This window comes from Fibrobacter sp. (genome assembly GCA_017503015.1).
Lineage (GTDB): Bacteria > Fibrobacterota > Fibrobacteria > Fibrobacterales > Fibrobacteraceae > Fibrobacter.
The window spans coordinates 24,423-47,917 of record JAFVTX010000009.1 but is presented as its reverse complement, the minus strand read 5'-3'; the positions used below and the strand labels follow the sequence as shown (position 1 = coordinate 47,917).

Genomic DNA, 23,495 nt, shown 5'->3' with positions numbered 1-23,495 from the left:
TCCCCGCACTGAGCTGAACCCCAAAAGTTGGACAGTTTAAAGTTAGGATAAAACAGCGTTATGAGTCCGGTATTGTACCGGGCTCATTCCTTTTAGGCGCAGTTTTATCCGGTCGTTGTTGTAGTATTTGATGTATTTCCTCAGTTCCTGCTTGAAGTGGTCCACATCGCGGAACGTATTCGGGTAAAGTAGTTCTGACTTCATTATACCGAAGAAGTTCTCCATCATGGCGTTGTCCAGGCAGTTGCCTTTTCGGCTCATGCTCTGGACTATATCGTGGTCCCTGAGGGACCTTTGGTGGGAGTAGTGCTGGTATTGCCACCCCTGATCCGAGTGCAACATCAGCCCCGCCTTGACCTCCCTTGCGGCGTAGGCACGGTCCAGCATCTCCATGACCATCTTCAAGTCGGGGCGATCGGATATGGCGTAACTGACTATCTCGCCGTTGTACATGTCCAGTATCGGGGACAGGAAGCACTTATCCGCACCGACGTTTATCTGTGTCACGTCGGTTGTCCATTTCTGGTTTGGACCTGTCGTTCCGAAGTCCCTGTTCAGGATATTGGGCGCCGTCTTGCCGACTTCGCCCCTGTACGAGCGGTACTTGCTGCGCCTACGCACGTTTTTTAGGCCTTCTTCTTTCATTAACCGGTAGACGGTCTTGTGGTTGATCGTGTAGCCTTCGTTTCTGAGCCGGGCCAAAATACGGCGATAGCCGTAACGACCTTTATTCTGCGTATGAACGGCTTTGACCCGACTACGCTCGTCGGCGTAGCGGTCCACCTTCTGTCTAAGGTGGTAGTAGTATGTGGAACGGGATAGGCCACTCGCCTTCAGGAGATGTTTCAGGGCGTGATTGTCGCTTAATTCTTGGATGACTTGGGCCCTATACCGAACATCTCGGCACTTTCTTCCTGGTCTAGGGCCTTTAATTTTTTTAAGTAGGCGTTCTCCGCTTCGAGGTAGGCTATCCTTTCCTTGAGCCTCTCTACCTCGCTCATTCCTTTGGTTCGCTTTGGCTTGGGCACCTTGGGTGGCCTCCCTTTTGGTTTGATTGCAAGTAGTTCCTCGTAGCCGCCATGACGGAACTTGCTCAACCAGGTTAGTAGACAATCACGGCTAATTCCGTACCTGACAGTAACCTCAGCCAAAGATAGCGATTGTTGTTCAACGGCCTTTATGACGGCCTTTTTTAGTTCCGCATTTGGGCGAACATTCACTTTCCTTTGCGTGTATTGACAGCCTGTGAGGTCATATTGCCGGCATCTATGTTGGATAGTTTTTTTGTGCATACCGGTAATCCTTGAAATGTGTGCTGCCCCATACCCTTTTTGGTAGAGTTCAAAGACCTTGCCCCATTCTTCTTTTGTGTATTGCATATATGAAAACCCCGAACGTTTTGTCCAACTTTTTGGGTTCAGCTCACAAGGGAGCCTTTTTGATAGATTATTCAGGATCCCTATACATTAGGGGTCGTATTCGTCAAAAGACCTTTTATCTGCATAAAGGTCATTCCCTTTCCATTCAAAAAGGGCTGCGCCCCAGTCTCCTCCCTGGGTCGGCTCCCACAGGAAAGCTCCAATCCAACGGTCCAACCCACGTATCATCTGATCAGTGTGCTTGCGCGAGCCGTCGTATGCGTAGTGATCACCTTTGTCACCACCGTTGTACTCAGCAACGATGAATTCAAGGTCCGGGTATTTCGAGACTAGTTCTTCAAACAGGCTCTTCCAATCCTCTGGAGAGCCATCACCGTAGGCTGTATAGGCCGAAAAACCCATCACCTCGGCAGGAACTTTCTGATTCTTGAAAATCTCTTCCATCCACCAATTGACTGTCTGAGGTTTGCGGATACTTTCGATATGTAGCACCGCCTTGGTTTGGGGCGAAACCGCCTTGACGGCGCGAATACCCGCCTTAAAGTACTTGGCCGCATTAGCCTTTCCGCTAGAAGTTCCCATGTCACCATTTATACTTGTAGAAGCCTTTTCAACACCATTGCCCCAACAATCTGTTCCGCTGTTGGGAACATGAATCAATATTCCGGGTGTGGTCTCGTTTCCTATTTGCACCATGTCAGGTATGGCATTCACTTTTTTCAGCGAGCTAATCAGGTCATATGTGTATTGATACACCGAATCCGCTAGTTCATCTGAGCTTTTGACACCACGCCAACGGCTCGGGATAATCTGCTTACCCGGATCAGCCCAGTTGTCACTGTAATGAATGTCAAGGAGGAACGCCATGCCTGCCGCCTTAACCTTTTGCGCGTAGGCAACCACATGTTCCTTATCGCCGTACGATTCTTCGGCATGGCCGCAACCTACCGCGGCGTATCCGTATTGCGCACTAGGCGAAACAAAAGTCTTTAGGCGGACCGCATTGAATCCATGCCTTTTGAGCAGGGTAAATATATCCGTTTCAGAACCGTCCACATCAAAGATACGGGTATGGTAATGCTCGTATTCCTGAACTGTTGAAATGTCAGCGCCCCTGTAAAAGTCAAAAACAATTGACGACGAAATAGGCCGAGCCTCATCCGAAGAAGAAGACTCAACTGCATCGGACGAAGAAGATCCAACGACATCAGACGAAGAGGATTCCACGGCATCGGACGAAGAGGATTCTACAGCATTAGAAGAAAGCTTTCCCGCTAGCGACGAGGATTCGGCTGTTGCCGACGAGGACAAGTCTAACTCAGGCACATTCAAAGATACCGACGAATCGGAATCTTCGCTGCAAGCCCACAAGAGGCAGGCACACGATACAAGCAGCAGAATACGCATACGGGAACCCTTCTAGGTCTAAGATAGATTATTGTGCTTACTATATTTGGCCCACTATGGTCGAAGAGGCTCTTGAAATGGACGTGCCCGCCGAATCCGCATTGGTGCAGGTCGTGGCAGGCGAGCGGGTGACAGAGGCGCACCCGCAGCTCCCAGATTTCGATTTCGAGAGTCTGAAGGACTATTCCCGCATATTGCCCACCATGCTGCCGAACTTTCCGGACTTTTGCCCCGCCGGCAATTTCCGCAAGAGCTACGCCGACGAGCTTACCTCCTGCACGGATTTTCTTTCGGGCTACGAGGATTTCAAGACCTTCACGGAACATTTCAGGGCCTACAACTTCAAGACCTTCCTGATGGAAGGGGAAAACCTGAAGCTTTTCCACAAGGCGCCCTGGCACTGGAGTTTCCAGCAGGAGAAAGACGGGGGCATCATCCAGTCGGGGCTTGCGGTGGCGGGTCTCATGGGAGCCCTGTGCTGCATTTCGCCGGGGAACTTTTCGTGGCACCACTACACGGTGCGTTACCTGCACCTTTCGCTCCTCACGGCATTCCACCTGGTGCGCAAGGGCTGCATTTATCCGCAGATTTTCTGGGTCCAGCGGGACACCGCCCAGATGCGCTGGCTCCCCACTACATTCATTCCCGAAATCAAGGCGCTGGTGGACCAGCTGGAACAGAAGGCCCCCGAAAAGTTCGCCTTCACCGCCAAGGACGAAGAATACCTGGAAATTGACTCCCCCGCCCTCCACGTGCTTTCGCTGTTTATCGGGGCACTGCTCCGTTTTGCCCGGACCTACAAGCGGCCGGTCAAGTCCAACCACGGGAACCTGCTGAGCTTTTTCTTTGACGGGGTTTCCGGGAAACTGGGGGCCAGCGGGCATGCCATTCCCGAAAAAATCCGGCAGTGGTTCTCGGTGTTCGGGCATTTCGACCTGCGGAGCCAGATTCTTTTCAAGGCGTGGGAATCCGGCGACAGCGTGTCGCTGGAAGTCTATGTAGAGGGGCAGCCCCTTTCTACCCTGTTCCAGACAAACGATTCCAGGCTTGTGCCGCTGCAAAAAATCCTCTACGGCGTGGCGGAATTTTTCAAGCCACTGGAATCATACCTGGATTCCCGAGGCGAGACTCCCCTACTCCTTCAGGGCGCCAAGCTGCTCCAGTTCTTGCAGGACAGCCTGAAGAAGCTGGAAATCATGGGCATCCGTACGGAGATTCCCGAAAAGCTTCTGCACATCGGCAAGCCCAAGGCCAAGATGCGCCTGCAAGGGAGCGTGAGCTTTGGAGCCTTTGCCGCAAAAGACCTGCTGGATTTCGACTGGCAGGTGGCCCTGGGCGACGAGCATATTTCTCCAGAAGAATTCCTGGCGCTGGCAGAAAAGGCTGACGGCCTGCTGAAATACAAGTCGGAGTACATCGAAATTTCGGCCCAGGATATCGAAGAAATCAAGAAGCAGGTGGAAACCCCAAAAGAGGCGGCACAGGCGGAGCAGTCCAAGCTGGTGCAGGCGGCCCTTACCGGAGAGTGCGACGGCGTGCCCATCACCCTTACGCCAGAGACCAAGGCCCAGATTGACGCCTGGCGGGGCGAGACCGAAATCCCGCTGCCACAGGGTCTGAATGCCATCCTCCGCCCCTACCAGAAACGTGGATACTCCTGGATGTACAAGAACCTGGAAATCGGTTTCGGGTGCATTCTGGCCGACGACATGGGCTTAGGAAAAACCCTGCAGGTCATCGCCTACCTGCTAAAGATCAAGGAAGAGGGAAAGTTCCTGCAAAACAAAGCCCTTGTGGTGATGCCTGCGGGCCTGCTGTGCAACTGGCAGGTCGAAATCCAGAAGTTCGCCCCTACCCTATCCTTTACGGCCTACCACGGCGGGAATCGTGACCTGCAGAAGTTCGATTCCGATGTGCTACTCACCACCTACGCCACCTTCCGCAAGGATTTCGAGGCCCTAAAAGCCATGACCTGGCAGGCCGTGGTCATCGACGAAGCCCAGAATATCAAGAACGCGGACAGCGACCAGAGCAGGCTTTTGCGCAGCATGGAAGCTCCCGTTAAGATTGCCATGAGCGGCACCCCCGTAGAGAACCGGCTTATGGAATTCTGGACCATCATGGACTTTGCGAACCGAGGCTTCTTCCCCTCGGCCCAGGAGTTCCGGGAAAAGTACGAGACGCCCATCCAGAAGAACGGCGACAAGGTGGCCGCCGAGACCTTCAGAAAGATTACCGCCCCCTTCATGCTCCGCCGTCTCAAGACGGACAAGACCATCATCAGCGACCTGCCCGACAAGATTATCCAGGACGAATACGCCGAACTGACCCGCGATCAGGCGGCCCTGTACAAGCGCACCCTGGACAAGTTCATGGCGGAACTGGAAGAAGAAAAACAGCTGGCCGAACTTTCCAAGGATAGCCACGGGCTGTTCAAGCGGAAGGGCATCATCTTGCAGATGATCCTTGCCCTGAAGCAGATCTGCAACCACCCCGCCACGTTCTTGAAAGGCGTGGACAAATCTGAGAATCGACATCTCTCCTCAGGCAAGCTCCAGCTGCTGCTGGACCTGCTTACCTCTATCCAGGAACAGGGCGAAAAGACCCTCATCTTCACCCAGTTCGCCGAGATGGGATTCTTGCTGCAGGAGTCCATCGAGAAGGAGCTGGGAATGTCCGTGAACTTCTACCACGGGGGCTGCACCCAGAACCAGCGCAAGGAGATGGTGGACAGCTTCCAGCAAAATCCCGAATCCAAGATTCTGATCCTTTCGCTGAAGGCGGGCGGCACAGGCCTGAACCTCACCGCCGCCTCGCAGGTGATTCATTACGACCTGTGGTGGAACCCCGCCATCGAAGCACAGGCCACCGACCGGGCCTTCCGTATCGGCCAGACCAAGAACGTACAGGTCCACCGGTTTATCACCAAGGGAACCTTCGAGGAAAAAATTAACGCCCTCCTGGAAACCAAGAAGGCGATTGCCGAAATGACGGTGAGCGCAGGGGAAACCTGGCTTACGGACCTGAGCGATAGCGAGCTAGGCGAAGTGTTCCGCCTGGATACCCCCGCAAGCTAGCCGCGAGACTACTCCGCCGGGAGAATAATCTCGATGTGGCTGGTGCTCACGTTCAAGAAGTGGGTACGGAACAGGTCCTTTTCGGTCTTGTCGCTGACCTTTACCTGGGTCACGGCGATAAAGTCCTTGTTCTCGCGGATGTAGTCGGTAAGGCGCTCGTCACGGAGGGTGTCGATTTCGCCGGTGATGATAAAGCTGTCTGTCCAGATTTTTACTAGCATACCCTAAATATAACGAATTTTTCAAATGAAAGCAAAAAAAAGTGTTTTTTTGTTGCTTTTTGCCCATTCTTAAGGTATTTTGTCATAGGAAAAGATAAGCAAAGGAGACTACCATGGCTGCAAAAGGTAAAAAGGCTATTTCGACAATTCCTGGCAAGATGATTTACCACAACATGGACTTTATCGACAGCGAAATTGGCCGCCCCATCAGGATTATCGCCGAATTCATGGCACCCAACCAGATTTTCCAGCAAGAGGGAGTGCAGAACACCATCGTGTTCTTCGGTTCGGCCCGCACGCTGCCCATGAGCGAAATCAAGAAACGCCTGAAGGGCTGCAAGAACAAGAAAGAGGTTGCCCGTCTAAAGCAACTAGAGGCCGTAGCGGAATACTACGACGCCGCCCACGAACTGAGCGCAAAGCTGGGCCGCTGGGCCAACAAGCAGCACAAGGGTTTCGCCATCATGACCGGCGGTGGCCCGGGCATCATGGAAGCGGGCAACCGGGGTGCCAACGACGTGGGAACATCCTCCATTGGCCTCAACATCAGGCTGCCCTTCGAGCAACACCCCAACCCCTATATAGACGACGAGCTGAACCTGCAGTTCCGCTACTTCTTTATCCGCAAGTACTGGTTCATGAAGATGGCCAAGGCCCTGGTGGTGTTCCCCGGCGGGTTTGGAACCCTTGACGAGATGTTCGAAATCCTCACCCTCATCCAGACCAAGAAATACGGTGACCGCATGCCCGTGGTGATTTACGGCAGCAAGTACTGGAACAAGGTCATCAACTGGAACTACCTGGCCGAAACGGGAATGATCGACAAGGACGATATCAAGCTGTTCCATTTCTGCGATACGGTAGAAGACGCCTACAACGTGATTACCAATGCCCTAGAAAAGACGATGGAATAAGAAATTTCAGAATTCGGATTTCGGATTTCAGAATTATTTAAAATGCAACTCTGAATTCTGAACTCTGAATTCCGAATTAGCTATCTTTGGACGCATGCTCAGGAACATCCTTGCCGAGACCTTGGACAGAGTGTCAAGAAACCTGGCACTCCGGCCACATTACACCATGGAAGAATACCAAAGGTGGTTCGACCAGAACCCGGAATTCTTGCACAGCGGCGCCATGGAAAAAATCGAGCTGGTGGAGCCCCTCACCCTGGAAGGCACCAACAACCTTTACCGTGCAAATTTCTGGATTGAACATCCCGGTTACAGCGACCACTTTGGCGAGCGGGAAATCGTCGTGAAAATCTGCAAATTCTGGGCGGCACCGGGCAAGAATCGCCTCCACCGTCTGAACATGCTCCTGAGCGCATTCCAAGACGAAATTCGCATCAACAACCTGATTCGCGCCACCAACATCGAAGGCGTGGTCCAGAGTTTTGGCGGAGGCCTCGCCGGCAGGCACCCCTACCTCAAGATGGAATTCATCAAGGGCTGCTCCCTGGACAAGATGTTCAAGACAAAGCTCACCGACGACGAGATTCTCCATCGCATCGCCCAGATAGCCTACCTGGCCAACACCATCAGCCAGCTGCACTACTACCAGGTCATCCACAAGGACTTGAAGCCCAAGAACCTGCTCTTGTGCCAAAATCCCCTGCACAAGAACAACCACAAGATTCTCATCTGCGATTTCGGTTACGCCCAGGCAAAACTGCGAGAGACGGTGAATGAGTACGGCGGGCAGCTGACGCCCTGCTACAGTGCCCCGGAGCAGGCCATCATGGGAGAGAACCTTTCGTCTTCGGTGGACTATTTCAGCTTCGGCATCATCGTCCACGAATACCTCACCGGCGAAAAACTGTTCCCTCGGGCCATGGACATCTTTACCGAAGACGGTTACCGTATTACGGACCGCTACCTGGGATACCTGAAGACAGGCAGGGAAAACAAGTTCCAGGACCCAAGATTCCCGGAGCTTTCGGAATGGATCGACCGGCTCACCATTTTTGACAGTTTCGAGCGGATGCAAAGCTGCCCGAACCTTTTCGAAATCGCGCACAAATTAAGGGAAAAGGTCAACGCCCTGGGTTATCGGGACGTGAACACCGACTTCTTGTGGAACCAGCTCAGGGAATACAACAGGTAGTGTCATGGGAGACATTTTGAACAGCGTCAAGGATTTTTTGAAAGGACTCAAGGTCCACCACTATATCGTTTTCGGACTGGTGATTGCCATCGGCATATTCAACGCCGTCACCGCCCTTTCGCCGCAAATCAAGCAGAAACAGCGGGAATCCAACATCGAGAAAACCTTTGACCAGTGGTGGGAAGATGAAGGAGCCAAGCAGTTCGAATCCGTTGGCCTCAAGGCCGACGAAAAGACCCGTAACGAAGAATTCGAGCAGTTCCGTGAACGCTACCTGAAAGAGAACGGCGCCCTGGTGGTAGAAGACCGCGTAGAGCAGATGAAAAAGGAATTCAGGGAATGGTGGGAAATCAAGGGCGGCAAGGATGAGTTTATCAAGGAGCACAACTACTATCCTAAAGAAAATGACTTTGTCCGCGAGCAGAACAAGTGGATCAAGGCTTACACCGACAAGCACCTGCGCTACCGCCTAGCTTTTGTGCCTGCCGAAGAAGAATATGACAGGCTTCTGACTAGCTGGATTCTTTTTCCGGGGGTATTAAGCTTCTTGCTGTTCGCAGGATTCTTCTGCTTCGCCTACTACAGGCTTTCGGACCGGTGGGGCGTGGCGGTTGCATCCGGCATTGCAGCAGGACTTGTCCTTGTGGGCGGAATTTTCGTATCTCTCTTTACGGCAACATCCTTCTTTGACCACTACGCGGTGGAGCGGTACATGGGCGCAAGTGTCGCCCTGTGCTTTATGTTGGGAGCGGTAGCGTTCCCGCCTTCTAACGACAAGGTCTCGGCACTCACAAAAGGTGTTGCCATCGCAGGTGTTGCCCTAGATGTTCTGGTGAACTTCGCGCTGAACGGAGGAATTTTCAGCGCCGTGGGCGTTGCAAGCCTCGTAACCTTTGGGCTTGGCGCCTTGGCCGGATGCAAGATTCCCCGCAGGTTCAAGACCCTCCAGGAGCACCAGGCCGACGCCCTGGCCGAACGCCTCAAGAAAAACGCGGCGGCAAACCCGATGGCCGCACGAAAAGCTCGGAACAGGGCCCTCATAGACCAAGGACTGGACGAGGCCAACAAGGCCCACTTCGAATCGGCACAGCGCATTTTGAGCCAGGCGATGAACGCCCTCTTGCAGGAACACCCCGTCGATGCCCCCGCCATCAAGAAACTCGCAGACCTGATGACCAGCCCCAGCGTGTTTATCGAGGTTCCCAGCGCCCAGTGGCTGGAATGGGGCGAAACAGCCAAATCCAAGACCAGCCTGGATTCTGCCCTTGTCCTTCTGGAAAAAGGACTTTCCCTGGAAACCAACGTGACCCTGGCTCGACGCGCCCTCTACAACATCGGCGAAATCCGAGTCAACAAAAACTGGGATTTGGAGCAGGGCATCGCCCGCCTAAACAAGGTGCTAGAACTGGGCGACGGCGACATTTTGGCGGTGCAGGCCCGCAAGATGCTTGCCAAGGCCGAAAGCTTGAAGCCCGCCAAGGAAGAGAGCGAAGCTCCCGAACAAGAGCCCGAAACATAACCTTTCCATAGTCAACCCCACGCATCCCTCCCCGAGCCTGCCCCGGACCTGTTCCGGGGTCATCCCCGATTACTCTCCCTTGTCATCCCCGACTTGGTCGGGGATCCCCCATATTTTATATATTTCACAACATGAAAAGACTGGTCCACAACAGAGAAGAATGCCTGGAATGCGCAGGCTGCGTTGGCGCATGCCCCGCCATGGCGCTTGACATGTACAACCTGGACCTGCAAATCGACCACGAGAAATGCACCAAGTGCGGCACCTGCACCAGGGCATGCCCCGTAGGGGCACTGACACTTGAGGAGGTGGCCGATGCTTCGTGAAGAATATGACGTTGTGGTTATCGGTGCGGGCCCCGGCGGTTCCGTTGCTGCCCGAGAACTTGCAAAGCGTGGCCGCTCCGTGCTGCTTTTAGAGAAGCGGGAAAAAATCGGCTACCCGGTGCGTTGCGGCGAGGCCAGCACAAACCTTTCAGACCTGGAAAGCTACGGCCCTATTGACGAAGACTGTATCGAGACCATCATCAACGGCATCTACATCTACGGCCCTGCAGGCGTGAACATCGAGGTCCCGAAGCCCGGCATGGGGCTCATGCTGAACCGCGAAAAGTTCGACCCCCTGCTCGCCCATCTAGCCGAAAATGACGGCGTGGAACTGGTGACCCTTGCCCGAGCCGAATCCGTAAGCGACGTGATGGGCAAGGAACCCAACGGCTACCGCACAGTCCGCGTGGTAGAGGGGCTCGGGGATGCCGCGCGCACGTCCGAAGTCCGGGCCAAGATGGTCATTTCGGCAGAAGGCGTAGAGGCCCGCATCGGACGGAGTCTCGGGCTCAAGAGCCTGCAGGCCCCCACCATGACCTGCACCGGCGTGGACATTCAAGTAGAAGGCCTGCTGACCAAGCCCGACTACCTCACCTTCTGGCAGGGCCACGACTTTATCAACGATGGCTACATCTGGAGTTTCCCCAAACAGAAATCGAACGTCACCAACTTCGGTGCGGGATTCCTGTTCGGCGGCAAGCACGAAAAGAACATCCTGGAAACCACCCAGGAATGGCTAGACAAACTTTTCCCCGGTTCCAAAGTGAACAAGGTGGTGGGTGGTCTCGTGCCGGTCTCCAGCACCCTCAAGAGTTACATCCTGGACCGTTTTGCCCTGGTGGGCGACGCCGCCCACCACACGAACCCCCTCACCGGAGGCGGCATCGCGGCGGCCATGCGGGCCGGACGGTATTGTGCCAATACCGTGCACCAGGGCCTAGAATGCGGGAACCTTTCAAAGGCTTTCCTCAAGAACTACGAAAACACCTGCTACCTCAAGTTCGGAAGCACCCACGACTTTGAATTCAAGTTCCGCAAGTTCCTGCTGAACATCGACCGTGACGAACAAATCGGGCTCTACAAGGTGTTGCAGGGTTTCGCCCTCAGCGGCTACAAAAAGTCGGCGTTCCTCAAGACTCCTTTGCAATCAGCCAAATACCTCTGGAAATTCCTGAAGTTCAAGGGTTAGCGCAAGAACCTCGCCACTCCTTTTTCTATATTTGCGCTCGAAAATAACGCATTCAAGGAGTTTTCCATGTTCAAGAAAATCGCTCTGGCCTCAGCTCTCGCCGTAAGTGCCGCATTCGCCACCTGGAACTACTACCCGGTTCTCGAAGCCGGCAAGGGTTCTGCCGAAGCCGGCCTCTACTACGACTGGGACCACGACTGGTCTCAAGCAGGTCTCAAAATCGGAGCTCGCTACAGCCTGATTCAGAATTTGGAACTGTCCCTGCAAGGCTGGGGTTATCAGCTCTGGAGCGAAACGGATTGTGATGGCTGCGCCAATGGCGGTGACGGACTTCGTGACCTGACTTTGGGAGTCCGTTATGGAATTGCTCCCATGATTACCATCTTTGGCGATGTTCATTTGCCTATCGGCGGTGACGAAGTCACCAGTGATGAAATCTTCATTTACGCCGGTGCCCAGTTCAGCATGCCCATTAACGAAGTTCCCGGCATGAAGTTCGGTACCGAAGCCGGCGTTCTCTGGGGCTTTGAGCACGACGACAATGAACGCGGACTTGACATCCATCTGGGCGGCGAATTGGCATACACCGTTCCCGACGTGGGCGTGACCCCCTTCGTTGGCCTGCAACTCAAATACCGCTTGACCGAAAGCACCTGGGACGACCACGGAACGGAAAGAGGACACAATGACGACGGCAACAAGCAAATCAACATCTGGCTGGGTGCAGACTACTTCGTGATTCCCAACCAGTTGGACTTGATTGCCAAACTCTTTGTCCGCAGCGGAAAGGTTGACGACGGCGACGCAACCGGCCTCTATGTCGGTGCCGAATTCTTCTTCTAGTCGTAAGTATTTTGCTAAGAATGGCGTGCCCAAAAGCACGCCTTTTTTATTTGCTAGATGGCGGATCGTTGTCCGCCATGACGTAGTTCCTGGAACGGGAGCAATTAACGACCACAGGCCGCATTACTTCACGTCGTATTCCGGAATCGGCAGGTTCTCCCCCGCCTTCATGGCCTTGTCAAGAGCTGCGGACTTCGTGGGGTCAAGCCACCAGTAAACCGGAATGGCGTCTTCGCGGTTGAAGCGGTCGAATACTTTTTCCGGAGTGCCGTAGCGATTCCAGTAAAGAATGCGGTGGTGGTCGCATTGCCACATAAGCACGTAAGGCACGATTTCGGCGAGGCGGTTATCCAGCGCCTTCAGGATTTCGTTACGCTTCGCGAGATCGAATTCAGTCTTCTGCAAGTTGATTAAGCTATCCACCACCTTGTCCTGCACGCCGGCAAGGTTATTTGTACCCTTCTGAAGCGCGGTTGTAGAATACCAGCTGGCTTCCGGATCGCGGAGGCGGCCTGCACCCCAGTTCACCCAATAAAGGTCGAAGTCGGCGTCATCCAGACGCTTGCGTAAGGTACTCTGCGACATCTGTTCGATGGTTGCGACAACGCCCACTTTCTTCAAGTCTTCCTGGAACAGCGTCAGGTGGCGCAAATCTTCTTGGCTAGTAATGAAATTAATCGCAAACGGTTTGCCGTCCTTCTCCAGAACGCCCTGGGCATTCACCTTGTAGCCCGCCTCGGCAAAGAGGGCACGAGCGCTGTCCGGATTGAACTTGTAGAGCGGCGCCGTCGGATTCTGGTTACCTTCCCACAAGTCAGGGTAATAGCTGTTGAGCAAGAAGTACTGGTTGTACATGTACTTTTCGTTCATGGCTTCGCGGTTCAGGAGCATGTTGAGGGCGCGGCGCACACGTACGTCTTGGAATTGCGGCTTGCGCAAGTTGATGGCCATGCCCTGGAATCCGATAGGTTCCTTGTTGAAAATGCGCTGCTTGACCGCCCAACCCTTCTGCAAGGCGTCAAAGTCAGTCTGTTTCATCCAGATACTGCTAGTATAAATGGCGTAGGCGTTGATGTCCTGCTTCTTGAAGGCTTCCAGCGCTTTGGTCTGGTCGTTCATGAAGCGGTAGCGGATTTTTTCGAAGTTGTACTTACCGCGGTTCCAGTTCTTCTTGAAGCCCCACCAGTCGGCACGGCGGGCAAGTTCCACATAGCGGTCTTCGCGGAAGGTCTTGATCTTGTACGGACCGGACACCACCGGAAAATCATAACGAATTTGATTGAAGTCCTTCCCTGCCCAGGCGTGCTTCGGAAAGGCGAGCATTCCCGCAGCTTCCCAGAAGTTACCCCAGTGAGATTCCTTCGCAGTCATCTTGATGGTCAAGCTGTCCACGACCTCGGGGCGGTCAAAGCGGCTGAGTCCCACCTTGAATATGGGCGTCAGGTTCTTCTCATCCATGATGACGTCGTAGTAGAACTGCACATCTTCGGCGGTCACCGGCTTGCCGTCGCTCCACTTGGCGCGCGGGTCCACGTGGAAGGTGAACGTCTTGCCGTCTTCGGACACGTTCCAGCTGTCGGCGAGGATTCCCACTTCCCGGTCTTCGGTACTGTGCAGGCTCACGAGAGGCTCGAACATCATGCCCATGAGTTCCGCCGAGAAGCTGTTGTAATCTTCCCACATGTTAAAAGACTTCGGCATCGCGGAGCCCCAAAGCGTAATCGCGCCACAGGGGCGGGCATCCTTCGAAGCTATGGGGTCGAACTCGCCCGTAGCGGTGGAATCGATCGGCATCTCGGGACAGTTTAAATCAACGTTCTTGCCCGCGGACTTCGTACCCGCAGATCCCTGTTCATTGCAGGCGGTTAGGGCGAGGGATACCACCATCAGGGACGTCGCGACAGCCAACACCGTAGGCCGTAATTGCATTTTATCTCTTTTCATAATCAAATCCTCAGGTCTAGATCCTTCACTTCGTGCTTCGCACTCCGTTCAGGATGACGAGACTCTAACCGTCATTCTCTTTCAAGAGCATCTCCAGCGTCACGCGGGAGGCTTCCTGTTCGGCCTTTTTCTTGTTGCCACCCTGGCCGCGACCGTAAACCTTGCCGTTCACATGGACTTCGGTGGTGAACAGTTTCTGGTGTTCGGGTCCGGATTCTTCCACCAGCACGTATTCCGGCACCGTGTGGAGCTTTCCTTGCAGGTATTCCAGCAGGGCACTCTTGTGGTTCACAAAATCTTCGGCCACGATAATTTCCTTGGCCCGAGGGAAATGGAACTTGTTTAGAATGGCACGGACTTCTTCCAGCCCGCCATCCAGATACACCGCCCCCAGCACCGCCTCGTAGGCGTCGGCCAGAATGCTTTCCTTGCCCCGACCGCCCATCTTGGCTTCGGCCTTGCCCATCTTGATGAACTCGCTCAGGCTCCATTCCTTAGAGGACTGGGCGCAGGCATGGCCAGAAACAATGGCGCTTTTCCGCTTGGAAAGCTCCCCTTCCGGGTCGTCGGGGTACATCTTGTAAAGGAACTCAGTGGTAAGCATGTTCAGCACGGAATCGCCCAAAAATTCCAGGCGTTCGTTATTGCTTTCGTAGGGCATGTCCGTGCCCGACAAGAAGGACCGGTGGACCAGGGCGTGGGCCAAAAGTTCCGGGTCCTTGAACCTGTACCCGAGCTTCGCCTCAAGCCCGCCACCGGACTTCTGGCGAAACCAGAGTTTGAAAATCTTGTGTAAAAGGTTGGTTTGTTCCATATACGGTAGTGAGTTGTGAGTCCGCTTCGCTATGAGTCATGAGTTCCTATAATCGCGGCATTGCCGCCTTCTTTTACTCAGAGCCCTGCAAAGCAGGGCGAGCTCAGGACTCATTACTCAAAACTAAAAAAGGGCAGCCTCATCCGGGCCACCCTGTCCAGTTTCTTTATCGAAGCAGGCCTAAATTATGCCTTCTTGGCTTCGATGAAGGCAACCACGTCGGCGACCTTCTGGAACTTCTCGGCGTCGGAGTCGAGAATTTCGACTTCGAATTCGTCTTCGAGAGCCATCACCAGTTCAACGCGGTCGAGAGAGTCGGCACCGAGGTCGTTGCTGAACTCGGATTCCATCTTCACGTCCTCGGCCTTCACTTCCAGCTTGGAAACGATAACGTCGGTGATCTTCTTAAAAATTTCTTCTTGTGTCATTGTTTACTCCATTTGGATTTGTTTAGTTAAAATTTAGAAATTATTGGCTAGGCGTTCAAGCCCCCGTCCACGCCAATTATTTGGCCTGTGATGTATTTCGCATCGTCAGATGCCAAAAAAGCCACCAATTTCGCCACATCTTCGGGCTGGCCCAGGCGTCCCAGAGGGATCTGGGCAGCATATTTTTCCCTGACTTCGGGGCTCAGCTTGGCCGTCATGTCCGTATCGATAAATCCGGGTGCCACGGCGTTCACCGTAATGCCCCTGGAGGACAGTTCCATGGCGTTGGTCCGGGTAAGGCCGATCACCCCCGCCTTGGCGGCGGCATAGTTGGACTGGCCAGCCTGGCCACGCAGGGCGTTGATGCTGGAAACGTTCACGATATGGCCCGAGCGGTTGCCCATCATGGTGCGGGCCACGGCGCGGGTGCAAAGGAACACGGAACGGAGGTTCGTGGCGATGACGGCGTCAAAATCCTCGTCCTTCATGCGCATGAGCAGACCGTCGCGGGTGATTCCCGCATTGTTGACCAGAATGTCCACCGTACCCATGTCGGCGATAATCTGCTTGAACACGGACTGCACCGTTTCGGAGTCGGCCACGTTGCAGGCGTAGCTCTTGACCTGCACCCCAAGTTCGGAAGAAAGTTTGGCGGCCAGGTCCTCCTTGACGGAGGTAGAGAGAATCGCCACGTCGGCCCCTTCCCGGGCCAGTTCGGTGGCAATAGCAAGGCCGATACCACGGGAAGCTCCCGTCACAATCGCTTTTTTACCTGTAAGTTTTCCCATAATAGTTCCTGTGGTTTGTAGTTAATAGCTTTGAGGTCGTGCTTCGCACTTCGAGGTATGAGGTCGGGGCTACGCCCCTTTGAGCTTGCACAATCGAGCCTTCGGCGCCCTGCTTTCTGCTCAAAGCGAGTGAAACGAGCGAGCTCATACCTCAAAGGCACGCAGTGCCGCGCTCTTACCCCTTCAGAGCCTCAAACGCCTCGATGGTTTCCACCGGCGTGACCTTCACGTCGCGGCTGATCTTTCTCATGAGGCCCATCAGCACCTTGCCGGAGCCCACTTCCACGCCCTGGGTCACTCCCAGAGACATGGCCTTGTTCATGCAGTCGTTCCAGCGAACAGGGCTTACCAGCTGGCGCACCAGCAGGTCGGCAATTTCCGCACCCTTGGTAACAGGTTCTGCCACCACGTTGGCAATCACCGGCTTTTCTACGTCCTTGAAGGTAGTCTTTGCGATAGCCTCGGCAAGGCCGGCCTGGGCAAACTGCATCAGCGGGCTATGGAAAGCGCCCGAAACAGCCAGCGGAATGGCCTTGATGCCTGCGGCTGCGCAGTTTTCCACCAGCTTGTTCACGCCAGCAACAGCGCCGGACACCACAATCTGGCCCGGGCAGTTGATGTTGGCCGGAACCACCACGCCGGCGTCCTTCACGGCTTCGCAGAGTTCCTGAATCTTGGCTTCGTCCTGACCCATGATGGCGGCCATGGCACCGGGGTTCTTACTGCCCGCGCTAGCCATCAGTTCTCCGCGGGTACGCACCAAGCGAAGGCCTTCTTCAAAACTGAAACCGCCGGCAGCGTAAATGGCGGAATATTCACCCAGAGAGTGACCTGCCACATAGTCAAAGGCAAAGCCTTCGGACTTCAAAAGTTCCATCACCATGGCAGACACGGTAAACAGTGCCGGCTGGGTATTGTCGGTGCTCTTCAACACATCTTCCGGGCCTTCCGCCATAAGCTTCGACAGCGAGAAGCCGAGAATCTCGTCGGCCTGCATCATCAGTTTCTTGGCAGGCTCGAAAGTGGATGCGAGAGTCTGGCCCATGCCCACATACTGGGCACCCTGACCAGGGAAAAGCAAAATCGTCTTGGACATTATCACCTCTGCGGAAAACCGCTTTTTGTTACTATCCAAATTTAAAATAATATCATGCCATTACTAGGCTTTCCCAGCAAATCAAAGAGAAATAAAACATTTTTGTAACGTCAACATTTCGGTATAACGGAAACAAAAAAAGAACGGAGTCATTCAACTCCGTCCTCAAAAGTTTGTTGCAGATAAATTAACGAAAACCTATTACTTGGCCTCGGCAGGTTCGTCCTTGATAGCGGCCAGGCGTTCGTTCACGTTCTTGGACACGCCCTTCTCGGCGTACTTGGCGGCCACTTCCACTGCCTTCTCGATAGCGAGAGCATCGGAGCGTCCGTGGGCGATAATGCCCGTGCCGTTCAGGCCCAGGAGCAAGGCGCCACCGGTCATGCGGTAGTCCCACATCTCGGCAAAGCGACGGCCCGCTTCGGTATCAATAGTCCCGAACATCTTCTGGTGCAGTTCGAAGAAACCTTCCAGCATCTTCAGAACCACGTTGCCCGTAAAGCCGGAGGTCACCACCACGTCGGCGGCACCCATAATAAGGGTCTCACCTTCGATGTTACCGATGAAGTTCACCGGGGCGGACTTCAACAGCTGGTGCGCTTCCTGCAGCACAGCCGGACCCTTGTGTTCCTCTTCGCCCATGTTCAAGAGGCCCACCTTCGGGTTCTGGTAACCGAAGTAGGTCTCGGCGAAGGCGGAACCGGCGATGGCGAAATCCACCAGGGTAGAGGCGCGTTCATCTACGTTGGCACCGGCATCCACCAAGATGATGGGACGGTCGGCAGTAGGAATCACGCAACCGATAGGCGGACGGCTGAACTTTTCGCTGGACTTGCCCAGAAGCATGAGGCAGCTGGCCATCATGGCACCGGAGTTACCGGCGCTCACGGAGGCGTCCACCATGCCCTTCTTCTGGAGGGCGACGCAGGTCACCAGACCGGAATGGGGCTTCTTCTTGAGAACCTGGACAGGATGTTCGTCCATGGCCACCGGATCGGGGGCATCGACGACAGAAATTCCCTGACCCGCATAGCCGAGCTTTGCCAGTTTCTCCTTGACCACGGCCTCGGGGCCGCAGAGGACAACGTGGACATTGGGGTTCTTGTTCACCGCATTGACGGCGCCTTCAACAACCACATCGGGGGCAAAATCGCCACCCAGAGCATCCAGAGCTACACGAATCATGGAAACCTCCCGTTTTCGTTTAATTTAGAACAATTAGGCTTCGGCACCCTTCATGTCGACAACTTCTACACCATTGTAGAAACCGCAGACCGGGCACACGCGGTGCGGGCGCTTCACAGAACCGCAGTGGTCGCAAGTAGCCATGGCGGGCGCTTCCATCTTCCAGTGGGTGCGGCGCTTGTCACGACGGGCGGTAGAGGTCTTTCTTTTAGGTACGGCCATTTTTAACTCCTATTTTCCATTTTGCTCTTGAGAGCTTTCAGTTTGTCCCAACGGGGGTCCATGGGCTTTTCGGCACCATCGGAACCTTCGTCGGCTTGATTGTTTGGTTCAAAGATAAAATTTTCTTCGGGATTTTTCACGGGAGCCTGGGGTTCCTGTAGGATAACAAGCTCCCGAACGCACTCGGACACCTCCACGAACTCCTGATTCTGGGGAATCCGGTAGGCGTACACGTCGGCGTCTTCGTCGTCAAGTTCCTGATTTGCCACCTGGCAGCGGGTCACCTCCACCACCATCTCGGTAGAAAACGGCCTGTCGAAGGGTTCCAACGTGCGGGAACAGACCAGGTTCTGCACACCGGAAAGCTTGCCCGTCAAAAGGAAACGGTCCCCGCTTTCGGGACTTATGAGCAGTTTCGCTTCAAGCTTACCCACCAGGTGCAGTTCGTCGAACAGTTCCGGAGCATCGTCGCGGGACCAGACCGTGGAGCGGTCTTCGGGTTCGGCAAGAGTCTTTACAAGTTCAATTTTCAAAGCGGGCAAAATTTAGCAAAAGGGGGCTAGAAGGTCAAGGGATATGCGCCTTTGGCGCAGTTACCAGTTATCAGTTGTGAGTTATCAGTCGTCAGTTATAGAAGAAATAAGACTTGTTGAGAATAGAAACACAATGTTACTCATAACTCACAACTCACAACTCATTACTAGCCTCACACCACCGCCACCTTCTTCTGGTGAGCCTTCAGGGCTTCGAGGAACGCCGGGCGCTTGGTTTCGTCCACAAGGGCTTCTGCCACCTTGACCACTTTCCGCACGTCGGAAACATAGACCACAGGCCCAAGGGCCTCGGGTGCAATCCGTGCCGCCACAAGTCCGTCGGACACGGCACTGCCACCGAGAAGCAGGGGAATTCCAATTTCCTGTTTCTTGAATTCCCGGACCACATGCATCATTTCCAGGAGTCCCGAATTGAACTGTGCCGACAGGTAGACAATGTCCGGCTGTTCGCAGACCAGGGTTTCCAGAATCTTTTCGCAGGAGCACCCCTGCTGCAGGTCCACCACCGGAAACCCGTAGTTCATAAGCAGTTCGTCCAGAATATCCCTGTCGATATCGTGGACAAGGGAATCCATCGAGGCAAGAACGAACTTAGAGGCAAAAGGAGGATTCACACGGGCTTCGCTCCCAAGAGATTCCCGCTTGGCAGCCAAATTCCGTTTCAATTCGGCAAAACGTTTTTCCAGCCGGGGCATGAAAATTTTCGCTCCGGCAGAACCCGCCCTTTTCTTGACCGACGATTCCGCATATTCCAGCAGGGCGTCCGTAGCCTCCGGACTGCGGTTGAACAGCAGGTCTTCTATCAGGTGGCGAAGCTCCAGCGGAATATCCTCGTAAGCCAGCATGGCGCCGTCTTCTACAATTCCAAAATCCATTCCCGCTATGGTCGCATGGTTCAGGAACACGGAATTCATACAGTCCCGCAAGTAGGCGTCTTCCTTGAAGGCATACCCCAGCAAAGAAAGGTCACCCACCACATGGGCGTGAGGCAGATTGTCCTTCACAAAACGGCAGGCCTCAATGAATTCCTTGGCCGAATCCGGATATTCATCCCGGCCTGTACCCACCGGCAAGACCACCGGATCGAACAGGATATCTTCGGGCGCAAAATCCAGACGGCCCACCAACATTCGGTACATACGTTCCATCAATTCCGTGCGACGCTCATAGGTCAGGGCAGGTCCCTGTTCATCCTCGGCCCTGCAGACCACGGCAAAGCCGTGACGGCGAATCTCTTCGGCCTCAAAGAAGAAAACGTCCTCCCCCTTTTTGAGGCTGATGGACTTGACGATTCCCTTGCCTTGCACGTTTTCCATGCCCGAAAGCAAGGTATCCCACCGGATGGATTCTATCATCACCGGGCACTTGGCTATGGATGGCGTTTCTAACAAATCCTTCAAGAATCGGGGCATCTCGGCTTTCGGGTCCGCAAGCCCTCCGTCTAGGTCCACACGCACGACAGCTCCCGGTTTCCCAGGCGGCACAATGGAAACAAGCTTGTGTTCAGGGGCTAGTTCCAAAGGTTCAAGCCCGCTCAACAGCATGTTGTAGTCACGGGCAGGCACCTTGCGGGGATCTCTTGCCGCATACACACGGGCAAAGGTCCGGATTGCCTCGGGCGTAGTCTCGCTACAGCCCCCTACGATGTTCACCGAGACCTCGTCCGGGATTATCTTGTCGGCACACACGCTCAAGCGCACGCGGGCACTATCCACATCCCGCATAAGGGAGCGTATGTCAGCGGCTTCTAGGCCACAGTTGAACCCAATACTGAAAATCGGAAAACTGGAAACGCTATGCCAAAAGGCCTTGGCCGAAAGCCCTGCCGCCATGCGGCCGCCTGAGCCAACAAAACTTCCCGAAACCATAATGGGGAAAAGTTCGCCCCGTTTTTCGCATTCCTTGCAGATGGCGTAAAGAGCGGCCTTGCAATTTCGCATATCGGAAACCGATTTCACCAAAAGCACGTCGGCACCACCGTCCAAAAGCCCACGCACTTGCTCACCGTAGGCCATCGAAAGTTCGCCAAAGTCCGTCACAGAAGAAATAGACGCAATAGCCCCAACCACAAACTTGGGCGTCACCATCTTTCCCTGGACCCTGCGCCAGGCGTTAAATTCCTTAACGGCTTCGCAAGCCGCCTGGGCGCCCGCCTTGGCTATGTCGTAGGCCATGTGCTCCAGACGGTACTTGGTCTGGCCAAAACTGGAAGCACAAGCGGTATTCGCCTCTATCAGGTCCGCGCCCGCTTCCAAAAATGCCAGGTGAATCCCTTTCACCTTGTCCGGCGCGGTAAGGCACAGCACGTTGTTGTCGCCTTTCAGTTCCACAAAGTGATCTGCAAACATCTTCCCGCGGAAATCGGCCTCGGACAGATTCAGCCGCTGGAGCACGGCATTGAAACCGCCATCCAGAACCAACACCTGGTGGTTACAGCAAGAAATCAGCTCCTGGTAGGATTTGGAAAGATTCATGGCCATAGTCTTACCACCGCTGGTTCTTGCCCTTCACTTCGCCGGGCAGCAACTGCCCGGGGCTCGACCGCTGGCCGTCTCGCCCCGTAAAGTTCGGATTGAACTGCTTTATCTGAGCCTGCTTTGCCTCAGCTTGAAGTTCTTGCAGATGCTTTTCCCAGTCCTGCACGGCATCGTCCAGCTCGCCACGGGCCTGGAGCATCAGATCCCGCAACTGCAAAAGTTCCAGCATCTGGTCCCGCTTCATCATCCACAGTTCTTCTTCTTCGGGCAGGCGTTCGATGTTGAAAAGCAGGTTCAAGTATTTCTTCTCCGCTTCGGCGTAGGCCTTGTAGGTCTGTTCGTAAACCATGTAGCGGTCGTCCACCATAGTCTGCTGGGGCGAGGGGTGGTTCGCGCAACCCGAAAGCATGGCCAGCATCAATAGCGGAAGCAACGCAAAGAGCGACTTCGCAAAGCCCTTCGCGAAGTTCACACCACCCAATCCGTTACGTTCCCTAAAAAACATTACTCGGCGCTCTCCTCGGCCCTTTTCAGGTTGAACAGGCGTTCATTGGTAATGTGGCTTTTAAAGACCACCGTATCCTTGGTGACAGGGTGCACCATGGTATGCTTCCCCACCTTCACCTCGCGTTCCTGGCAGGGGATTCCCGTCTCGGGTTCCATCATCACCTCGAAGGCGGTGCTGTATTCCGCCTTGAGTCCGGAATTGTAAGCCTGGTACTTTTCAGGAATGATGTTGCTGTTCACGTGCTGCTCCCAGATATAGTAAGGGAAACTCTCCGTTTCCGTCAGGTACACCACGTAGTCCAGGCAACGGCGGTGATCCCGGTTTTCAAAACCCTTCACCACCACGGAATCAATCTTGATCAGCGCAAAGTTCAGGCGCCCCTGTTCTTCCAGCAGCTTGGTAATGTTCCCCTTGGTGGGCACTTCCCCTTTAAGCAGGTGAGTCATTTCCCAGCGGTGCTTTTCCAGGCGTTTCAGGTGGGGCTTGTATTCTGGATTCAAAAGCTGCTTGCGCCAGCGCTCCGGCATGGGAATGTGGGCCAGGAGAGAATCGTAGCCGTCGTCAATTCCTTCCAAAGAAATCACCGCACGGTCCACGGCGGTAAGGTCCACTTCCTTGATGCGGAAGGCCAGTTCCGTAGGCATAAAGTTCTTCAGGTAGCCACGGGACTTGTCCATCACGTACTTGCGTTTTACCTTCAGGGTGTCGCCACTGGAGGAATAGTTCAAGTCGTCGTAGGCGGCGGTGATGGTCCCCATCTGCTCCGTGCCTTCCATATCTACTGTAGCATAATAACTTTCGGCATAAAGTTCCAAATCCACTGGGGCCGGGAGGCTGTAGCCCACCGTCACCGTAGATTCGTTACAACCCGACAAAAGCACAAGGCCAAAAGCCGCAAGGGCCACGCCACAAATATCAAGACATCTACTCAATCGCATTCCTAACAAACCTGTCGCAAAAATCGGTTACTTGTTCTTCGTAATGTTCAGTTCCTTAGAGGCAAGGACTCGGCCCTCGGTGCTGAATTCCACCACCACGATACCGGGGTGTTTCTGGCGGGCCAGTTCACGGACAGTCATGAGGCCGCCGCTCTTGGACTTTCCCTGCAGGGTGTAGGAACCCAGCTTCTCGTTCACGGGGACTTCGCGGTCCCAAATCTTCTTGCCCTTGGCAGCCAAGGTTCCTTCGTAAAAGGCGATGGTCAACTTGGTAAAGTCGAAATTCTTGCCGTAGCGGAACTGCACAATCAGCGGGTCGTTCAGGGCGAACTCGCTAGCGGTATCGGCCACCACCTGGGTGCCCGGGTTCCATTCCCTGCCGCAAACTACAGAAGGCTCTTCCACGGAGCAGGCCGAAAACAAAAGCCCAAAAGCCAGCAACAACAAAAACAATGATTTTTTCATAATCACCTC

The 23,495-nt window shown here is 54.4% G+C and carries 23 protein-coding genes; 7 read left to right on the top strand and 16 right to left on the bottom strand.

Annotated features, from left to right (window positions below; all coding sequences use genetic code 11):
• Positions 1-42: 42 nt before the first annotated feature.
• The 3 genes from IKB43_02055 to IKB43_02045 all read right to left on the bottom strand — a co-directional run bounded on the left by IKB43_02055 (position 43) and on the right by IKB43_02045 (position 2,786).
• Positions 43-783, bottom strand: a complete 741-nt coding sequence (locus IKB43_02055; GenBank protein ID MBR2468927.1) for an IS3 family transposase — start codon at positions 781-783, stop codon at positions 43-45.
• 80 nt (positions 784-863) lie between these two features.
• Positions 864-1,379: a helix-turn-helix domain-containing protein gene (locus tag IKB43_02050; protein MBR2468926.1), complete on the bottom strand. Its 516-nt coding sequence runs from the start codon at positions 1,377-1,379 to the stop codon at positions 864-866.
• Positions 1,380-1,466: 87 nt separating this feature from the next.
• Positions 1,467-2,786, bottom strand: coding sequence for a glycosyl hydrolase 53 family protein (locus tag IKB43_02045; GenBank protein MBR2468925.1), 1,320 nt, complete (start codon positions 2,784-2,786; stop codon positions 1,467-1,469).
• Positions 2,787-2,842: 56 nt separating this feature from the next.
• On the opposite strand from IKB43_02045, the gene IKB43_02040 reads away from it, so the two are divergent.
• Positions 2,843-5,863, top strand: a complete 3,021-nt coding sequence (locus tag IKB43_02040; protein MBR2468924.1) for a DEAD/DEAH box helicase — start codon at positions 2,843-2,845, stop codon at positions 5,861-5,863.
• Positions 5,864-5,871: 8 nt separating this feature from the next.
• Here IKB43_02040 and IKB43_02035 read toward each other — a convergent pair whose 3' ends face one another.
• On the bottom strand, positions 5,872-6,084 hold the full coding sequence (locus IKB43_02035; protein MBR2468923.1) for a hypothetical protein: 213 nt from the start codon (positions 6,082-6,084) through the stop codon (positions 5,872-5,874).
• A gap of 113 nt (positions 6,085-6,197) precedes the next feature.
• Between IKB43_02035 and IKB43_02030 the strand changes: the two genes are divergently transcribed.
• The 6 genes from IKB43_02030 (at position 6,198) to IKB43_02005 (ending at position 12,067) form a co-directional block, all read left to right on the top strand.
• Positions 6,198-6,998 carry a TIGR00730 family Rossman fold protein gene (locus IKB43_02030; protein ID MBR2468922.1) on the top strand — a complete coding sequence of 267 codons (801 nt, stop codon included), beginning with the start codon at positions 6,198-6,200 and terminating at the stop codon, positions 6,996-6,998.
• 94 nt (positions 6,999-7,092) lie between these two features.
• The gene (locus IKB43_02025; GenBank protein MBR2468921.1) at positions 7,093-8,190 is read left to right on the top strand and encodes a protein kinase; all 1,098 of its coding nucleotides are present in this window, start codon (positions 7,093-7,095) and stop codon (positions 8,188-8,190) included.
• 4 nt (positions 8,191-8,194) lie between these two features.
• On the top strand, positions 8,195-9,709 hold the full coding sequence (locus IKB43_02020) for a hypothetical protein (GenBank protein MBR2468920.1): 1,515 nt from the start codon (positions 8,195-8,197) through the stop codon (positions 9,707-9,709).
• Between the two features lie 131 nt (positions 9,710-9,840).
• A complete protein-coding gene (locus IKB43_02015; protein MBR2468919.1) occupies positions 9,841-10,035 on the top strand; it encodes a 4Fe-4S binding protein in 195 nt (64 codons plus the stop codon).
• Positions 10,025-11,224 carry an NAD(P)/FAD-dependent oxidoreductase gene (locus tag IKB43_02010; protein MBR2468918.1) on the top strand — a complete coding sequence of 400 codons (1,200 nt, stop codon included), beginning with the start codon at positions 10,025-10,027 and terminating at the stop codon, positions 11,222-11,224. Before IKB43_02015 ends, IKB43_02010 begins: the two co-directional genes overlap by 11 nt.
• 66 nt (positions 11,225-11,290) lie before the next feature.
• Positions 11,291-12,067 (top strand): hypothetical protein, encoded by a 777-nt coding sequence (locus IKB43_02005; protein ID MBR2468917.1) that lies wholly within the window; start codon positions 11,291-11,293, stop codon positions 12,065-12,067.
• 123 nt (positions 12,068-12,190) lie between these two features.
• On the opposite strand, the gene IKB43_02000 is transcribed toward IKB43_02005, so the two are convergent.
• The 12 genes from IKB43_02000 to IKB43_01945 form a co-directional block, all read right to left on the bottom strand.
• Positions 12,191-13,996: an ABC transporter substrate-binding protein gene (locus IKB43_02000; GenBank protein MBR2468916.1), complete on the bottom strand. Its 1,806-nt coding sequence runs from the start codon at positions 13,994-13,996 to the stop codon at positions 12,191-12,193.
• Between the two features lie 79 nt (positions 13,997-14,075).
• Positions 14,076-14,825: a ribonuclease III gene (gene rnc / locus IKB43_01995; protein ID MBR2468915.1), complete on the bottom strand. Its 750-nt coding sequence runs from the start codon at positions 14,823-14,825 to the stop codon at positions 14,076-14,078.
• A gap of 185 nt (positions 14,826-15,010) precedes the next feature.
• Positions 15,011-15,253, bottom strand: a complete 243-nt coding sequence (gene acpP, locus IKB43_01990) for an acyl carrier protein (GenBank protein MBR2468914.1) — start codon at positions 15,251-15,253, stop codon at positions 15,011-15,013.
• Between the two features lie 47 nt (positions 15,254-15,300).
• Positions 15,301-16,041 carry a 3-oxoacyl-[acyl-carrier-protein] reductase gene (gene fabG / locus IKB43_01985; protein MBR2468913.1) on the bottom strand — a complete coding sequence of 247 codons (741 nt, stop codon included), beginning with the start codon at positions 16,039-16,041 and terminating at the stop codon, positions 15,301-15,303.
• A 175-nt stretch (positions 16,042-16,216) separates the two neighbouring features.
• Complete coding sequence (gene fabD, locus IKB43_01980; protein MBR2468912.1) at positions 16,217-17,137, bottom strand: ACP S-malonyltransferase; 921 nt, start codon at positions 17,135-17,137, stop codon at positions 16,217-16,219.
• A 201-nt stretch (positions 17,138-17,338) separates the two neighbouring features.
• Positions 17,339-18,322, bottom strand: a complete 984-nt coding sequence (gene plsX, locus IKB43_01975; protein MBR2468911.1) for a phosphate acyltransferase PlsX — start codon at positions 18,320-18,322, stop codon at positions 17,339-17,341.
• A gap of 33 nt (positions 18,323-18,355) precedes the next feature.
• A complete protein-coding gene (gene rpmF / locus IKB43_01970; GenBank protein MBR2468910.1) occupies positions 18,356-18,544 on the bottom strand; it encodes a 50S ribosomal protein L32 in 189 nt (62 codons plus the stop codon).
• Between the two features lie 2 nt (positions 18,545-18,546).
• Positions 18,547-19,077, bottom strand: coding sequence for a DUF177 domain-containing protein (locus tag IKB43_01965; protein ID MBR2468909.1), 531 nt, complete (start codon positions 19,075-19,077; stop codon positions 18,547-18,549).
• 173 nt (positions 19,078-19,250) lie between these two features.
• The gene (locus IKB43_01960) at positions 19,251-21,572 is read right to left on the bottom strand and encodes a homocysteine S-methyltransferase family protein (GenBank protein ID MBR2468908.1); all 2,322 of its coding nucleotides are present in this window, start codon (positions 21,570-21,572) and stop codon (positions 19,251-19,253) included.
• 10 nt (positions 21,573-21,582) lie between these two features.
• Positions 21,583-22,080 carry a hypothetical protein gene (locus IKB43_01955; protein ID MBR2468907.1) on the bottom strand — a complete coding sequence of 166 codons (498 nt, stop codon included), beginning with the start codon at positions 22,078-22,080 and terminating at the stop codon, positions 21,583-21,585.
• Entirely contained in the window at positions 22,080-23,021 is a 942-nt protein-coding gene (locus IKB43_01950) for a hypothetical protein (GenBank protein MBR2468906.1), read from the bottom strand. Before IKB43_01950 ends, IKB43_01955 begins: the two co-directional genes overlap by 1 nt.
• Before the next feature lie 27 nt (positions 23,022-23,048).
• Positions 23,049-23,486, bottom strand: coding sequence for a hypothetical protein (locus IKB43_01945; GenBank protein ID MBR2468905.1), 438 nt, complete (start codon positions 23,484-23,486; stop codon positions 23,049-23,051).
• Positions 23,487-23,495 lie beyond the last annotated feature (9 nt).

Coding starts and splice junctions, on each gene's coding strand:
- IKB43_02050 (MBR2468926.1), bottom strand. CDS start 1,379: ATGCAATACACAAAAGAAGAATGGGGCAAGGTCTTTGAACTCTACCAA.
- IKB43_02045 (MBR2468925.1), bottom strand. CDS start 2,786: ATGCGTATTCTGCTGCTTGTATCGTGTGCCTGCCTCTTGTGGGCTTGC.
- IKB43_02040 (MBR2468924.1), top strand. CDS start 2,843: ATGGTCGAAGAGGCTCTTGAAATGGACGTGCCCGCCGAATCCGCATTG.
- IKB43_02035 (MBR2468923.1), bottom strand. CDS start 6,084: ATGCTAGTAAAAATCTGGACAGACAGCTTTATCATCACCGGCGAAATC.
- IKB43_02030 (MBR2468922.1), top strand. CDS start 6,198: ATGGCTGCAAAAGGTAAAAAGGCTATTTCGACAATTCCTGGCAAGATG.
- IKB43_02025 (MBR2468921.1), top strand. CDS start 7,093: ATGCTCAGGAACATCCTTGCCGAGACCTTGGACAGAGTGTCAAGAAAC.
- IKB43_02020 (MBR2468920.1), top strand. CDS start 8,195: ATGGGAGACATTTTGAACAGCGTCAAGGATTTTTTGAAAGGACTCAAG.
- IKB43_02015 (MBR2468919.1), top strand. CDS start 9,841: ATGAAAAGACTGGTCCACAACAGAGAAGAATGCCTGGAATGCGCAGGC.
- IKB43_02010 (MBR2468918.1), top strand. CDS start 10,025: ATGCTTCGTGAAGAATATGACGTTGTGGTTATCGGTGCGGGCCCCGGC.
- IKB43_02005 (MBR2468917.1), top strand. CDS start 11,291: ATGTTCAAGAAAATCGCTCTGGCCTCAGCTCTCGCCGTAAGTGCCGCA.
- IKB43_02000 (MBR2468916.1), bottom strand. CDS start 13,996: ATGCAATTACGGCCTACGGTGTTGGCTGTCGCGACGTCCCTGATGGTG.
- rnc (MBR2468915.1), bottom strand. CDS start 14,825: ATGGAACAAACCAACCTTTTACACAAGATTTTCAAACTCTGGTTTCGC.
- acpP (MBR2468914.1), bottom strand. CDS start 15,253: ATGACACAAGAAGAAATTTTTAAGAAGATCACCGACGTTATCGTTTCC.
- fabG (MBR2468913.1), bottom strand. CDS start 16,041: ATGGGAAAACTTACAGGTAAAAAAGCGATTGTGACGGGAGCTTCCCGT.
- fabD (MBR2468912.1), bottom strand. CDS start 17,137: ATGTCCAAGACGATTTTGCTTTTCCCTGGTCAGGGTGCCCAGTATGTG.
- plsX (MBR2468911.1), bottom strand. CDS start 18,322: ATGATTCGTGTAGCTCTGGATGCTCTGGGTGGCGATTTTGCCCCCGAT.
- rpmF (MBR2468910.1), bottom strand. CDS start 18,544: ATGGCCGTACCTAAAAGAAAGACCTCTACCGCCCGTCGTGACAAGCGC.
- IKB43_01960 (MBR2468908.1), bottom strand. CDS start 21,572: ATGAATCTTTCCAAATCCTACCAGGAGCTGATTTCTTGCTGTAACCAC.
- IKB43_01955 (MBR2468907.1), bottom strand. CDS start 22,080: ATGTTTTTTAGGGAACGTAACGGATTGGGTGGTGTGAACTTCGCGAAG.
- IKB43_01950 (MBR2468906.1), bottom strand. CDS start 23,021: ATGCGATTGAGTAGATGTCTTGATATTTGTGGCGTGGCCCTTGCGGCT.
- IKB43_01945 (MBR2468905.1), bottom strand. CDS start 23,486: ATGAAAAAATCATTGTTTTTGTTGTTGCTGGCTTTTGGGCTTTTGTTT.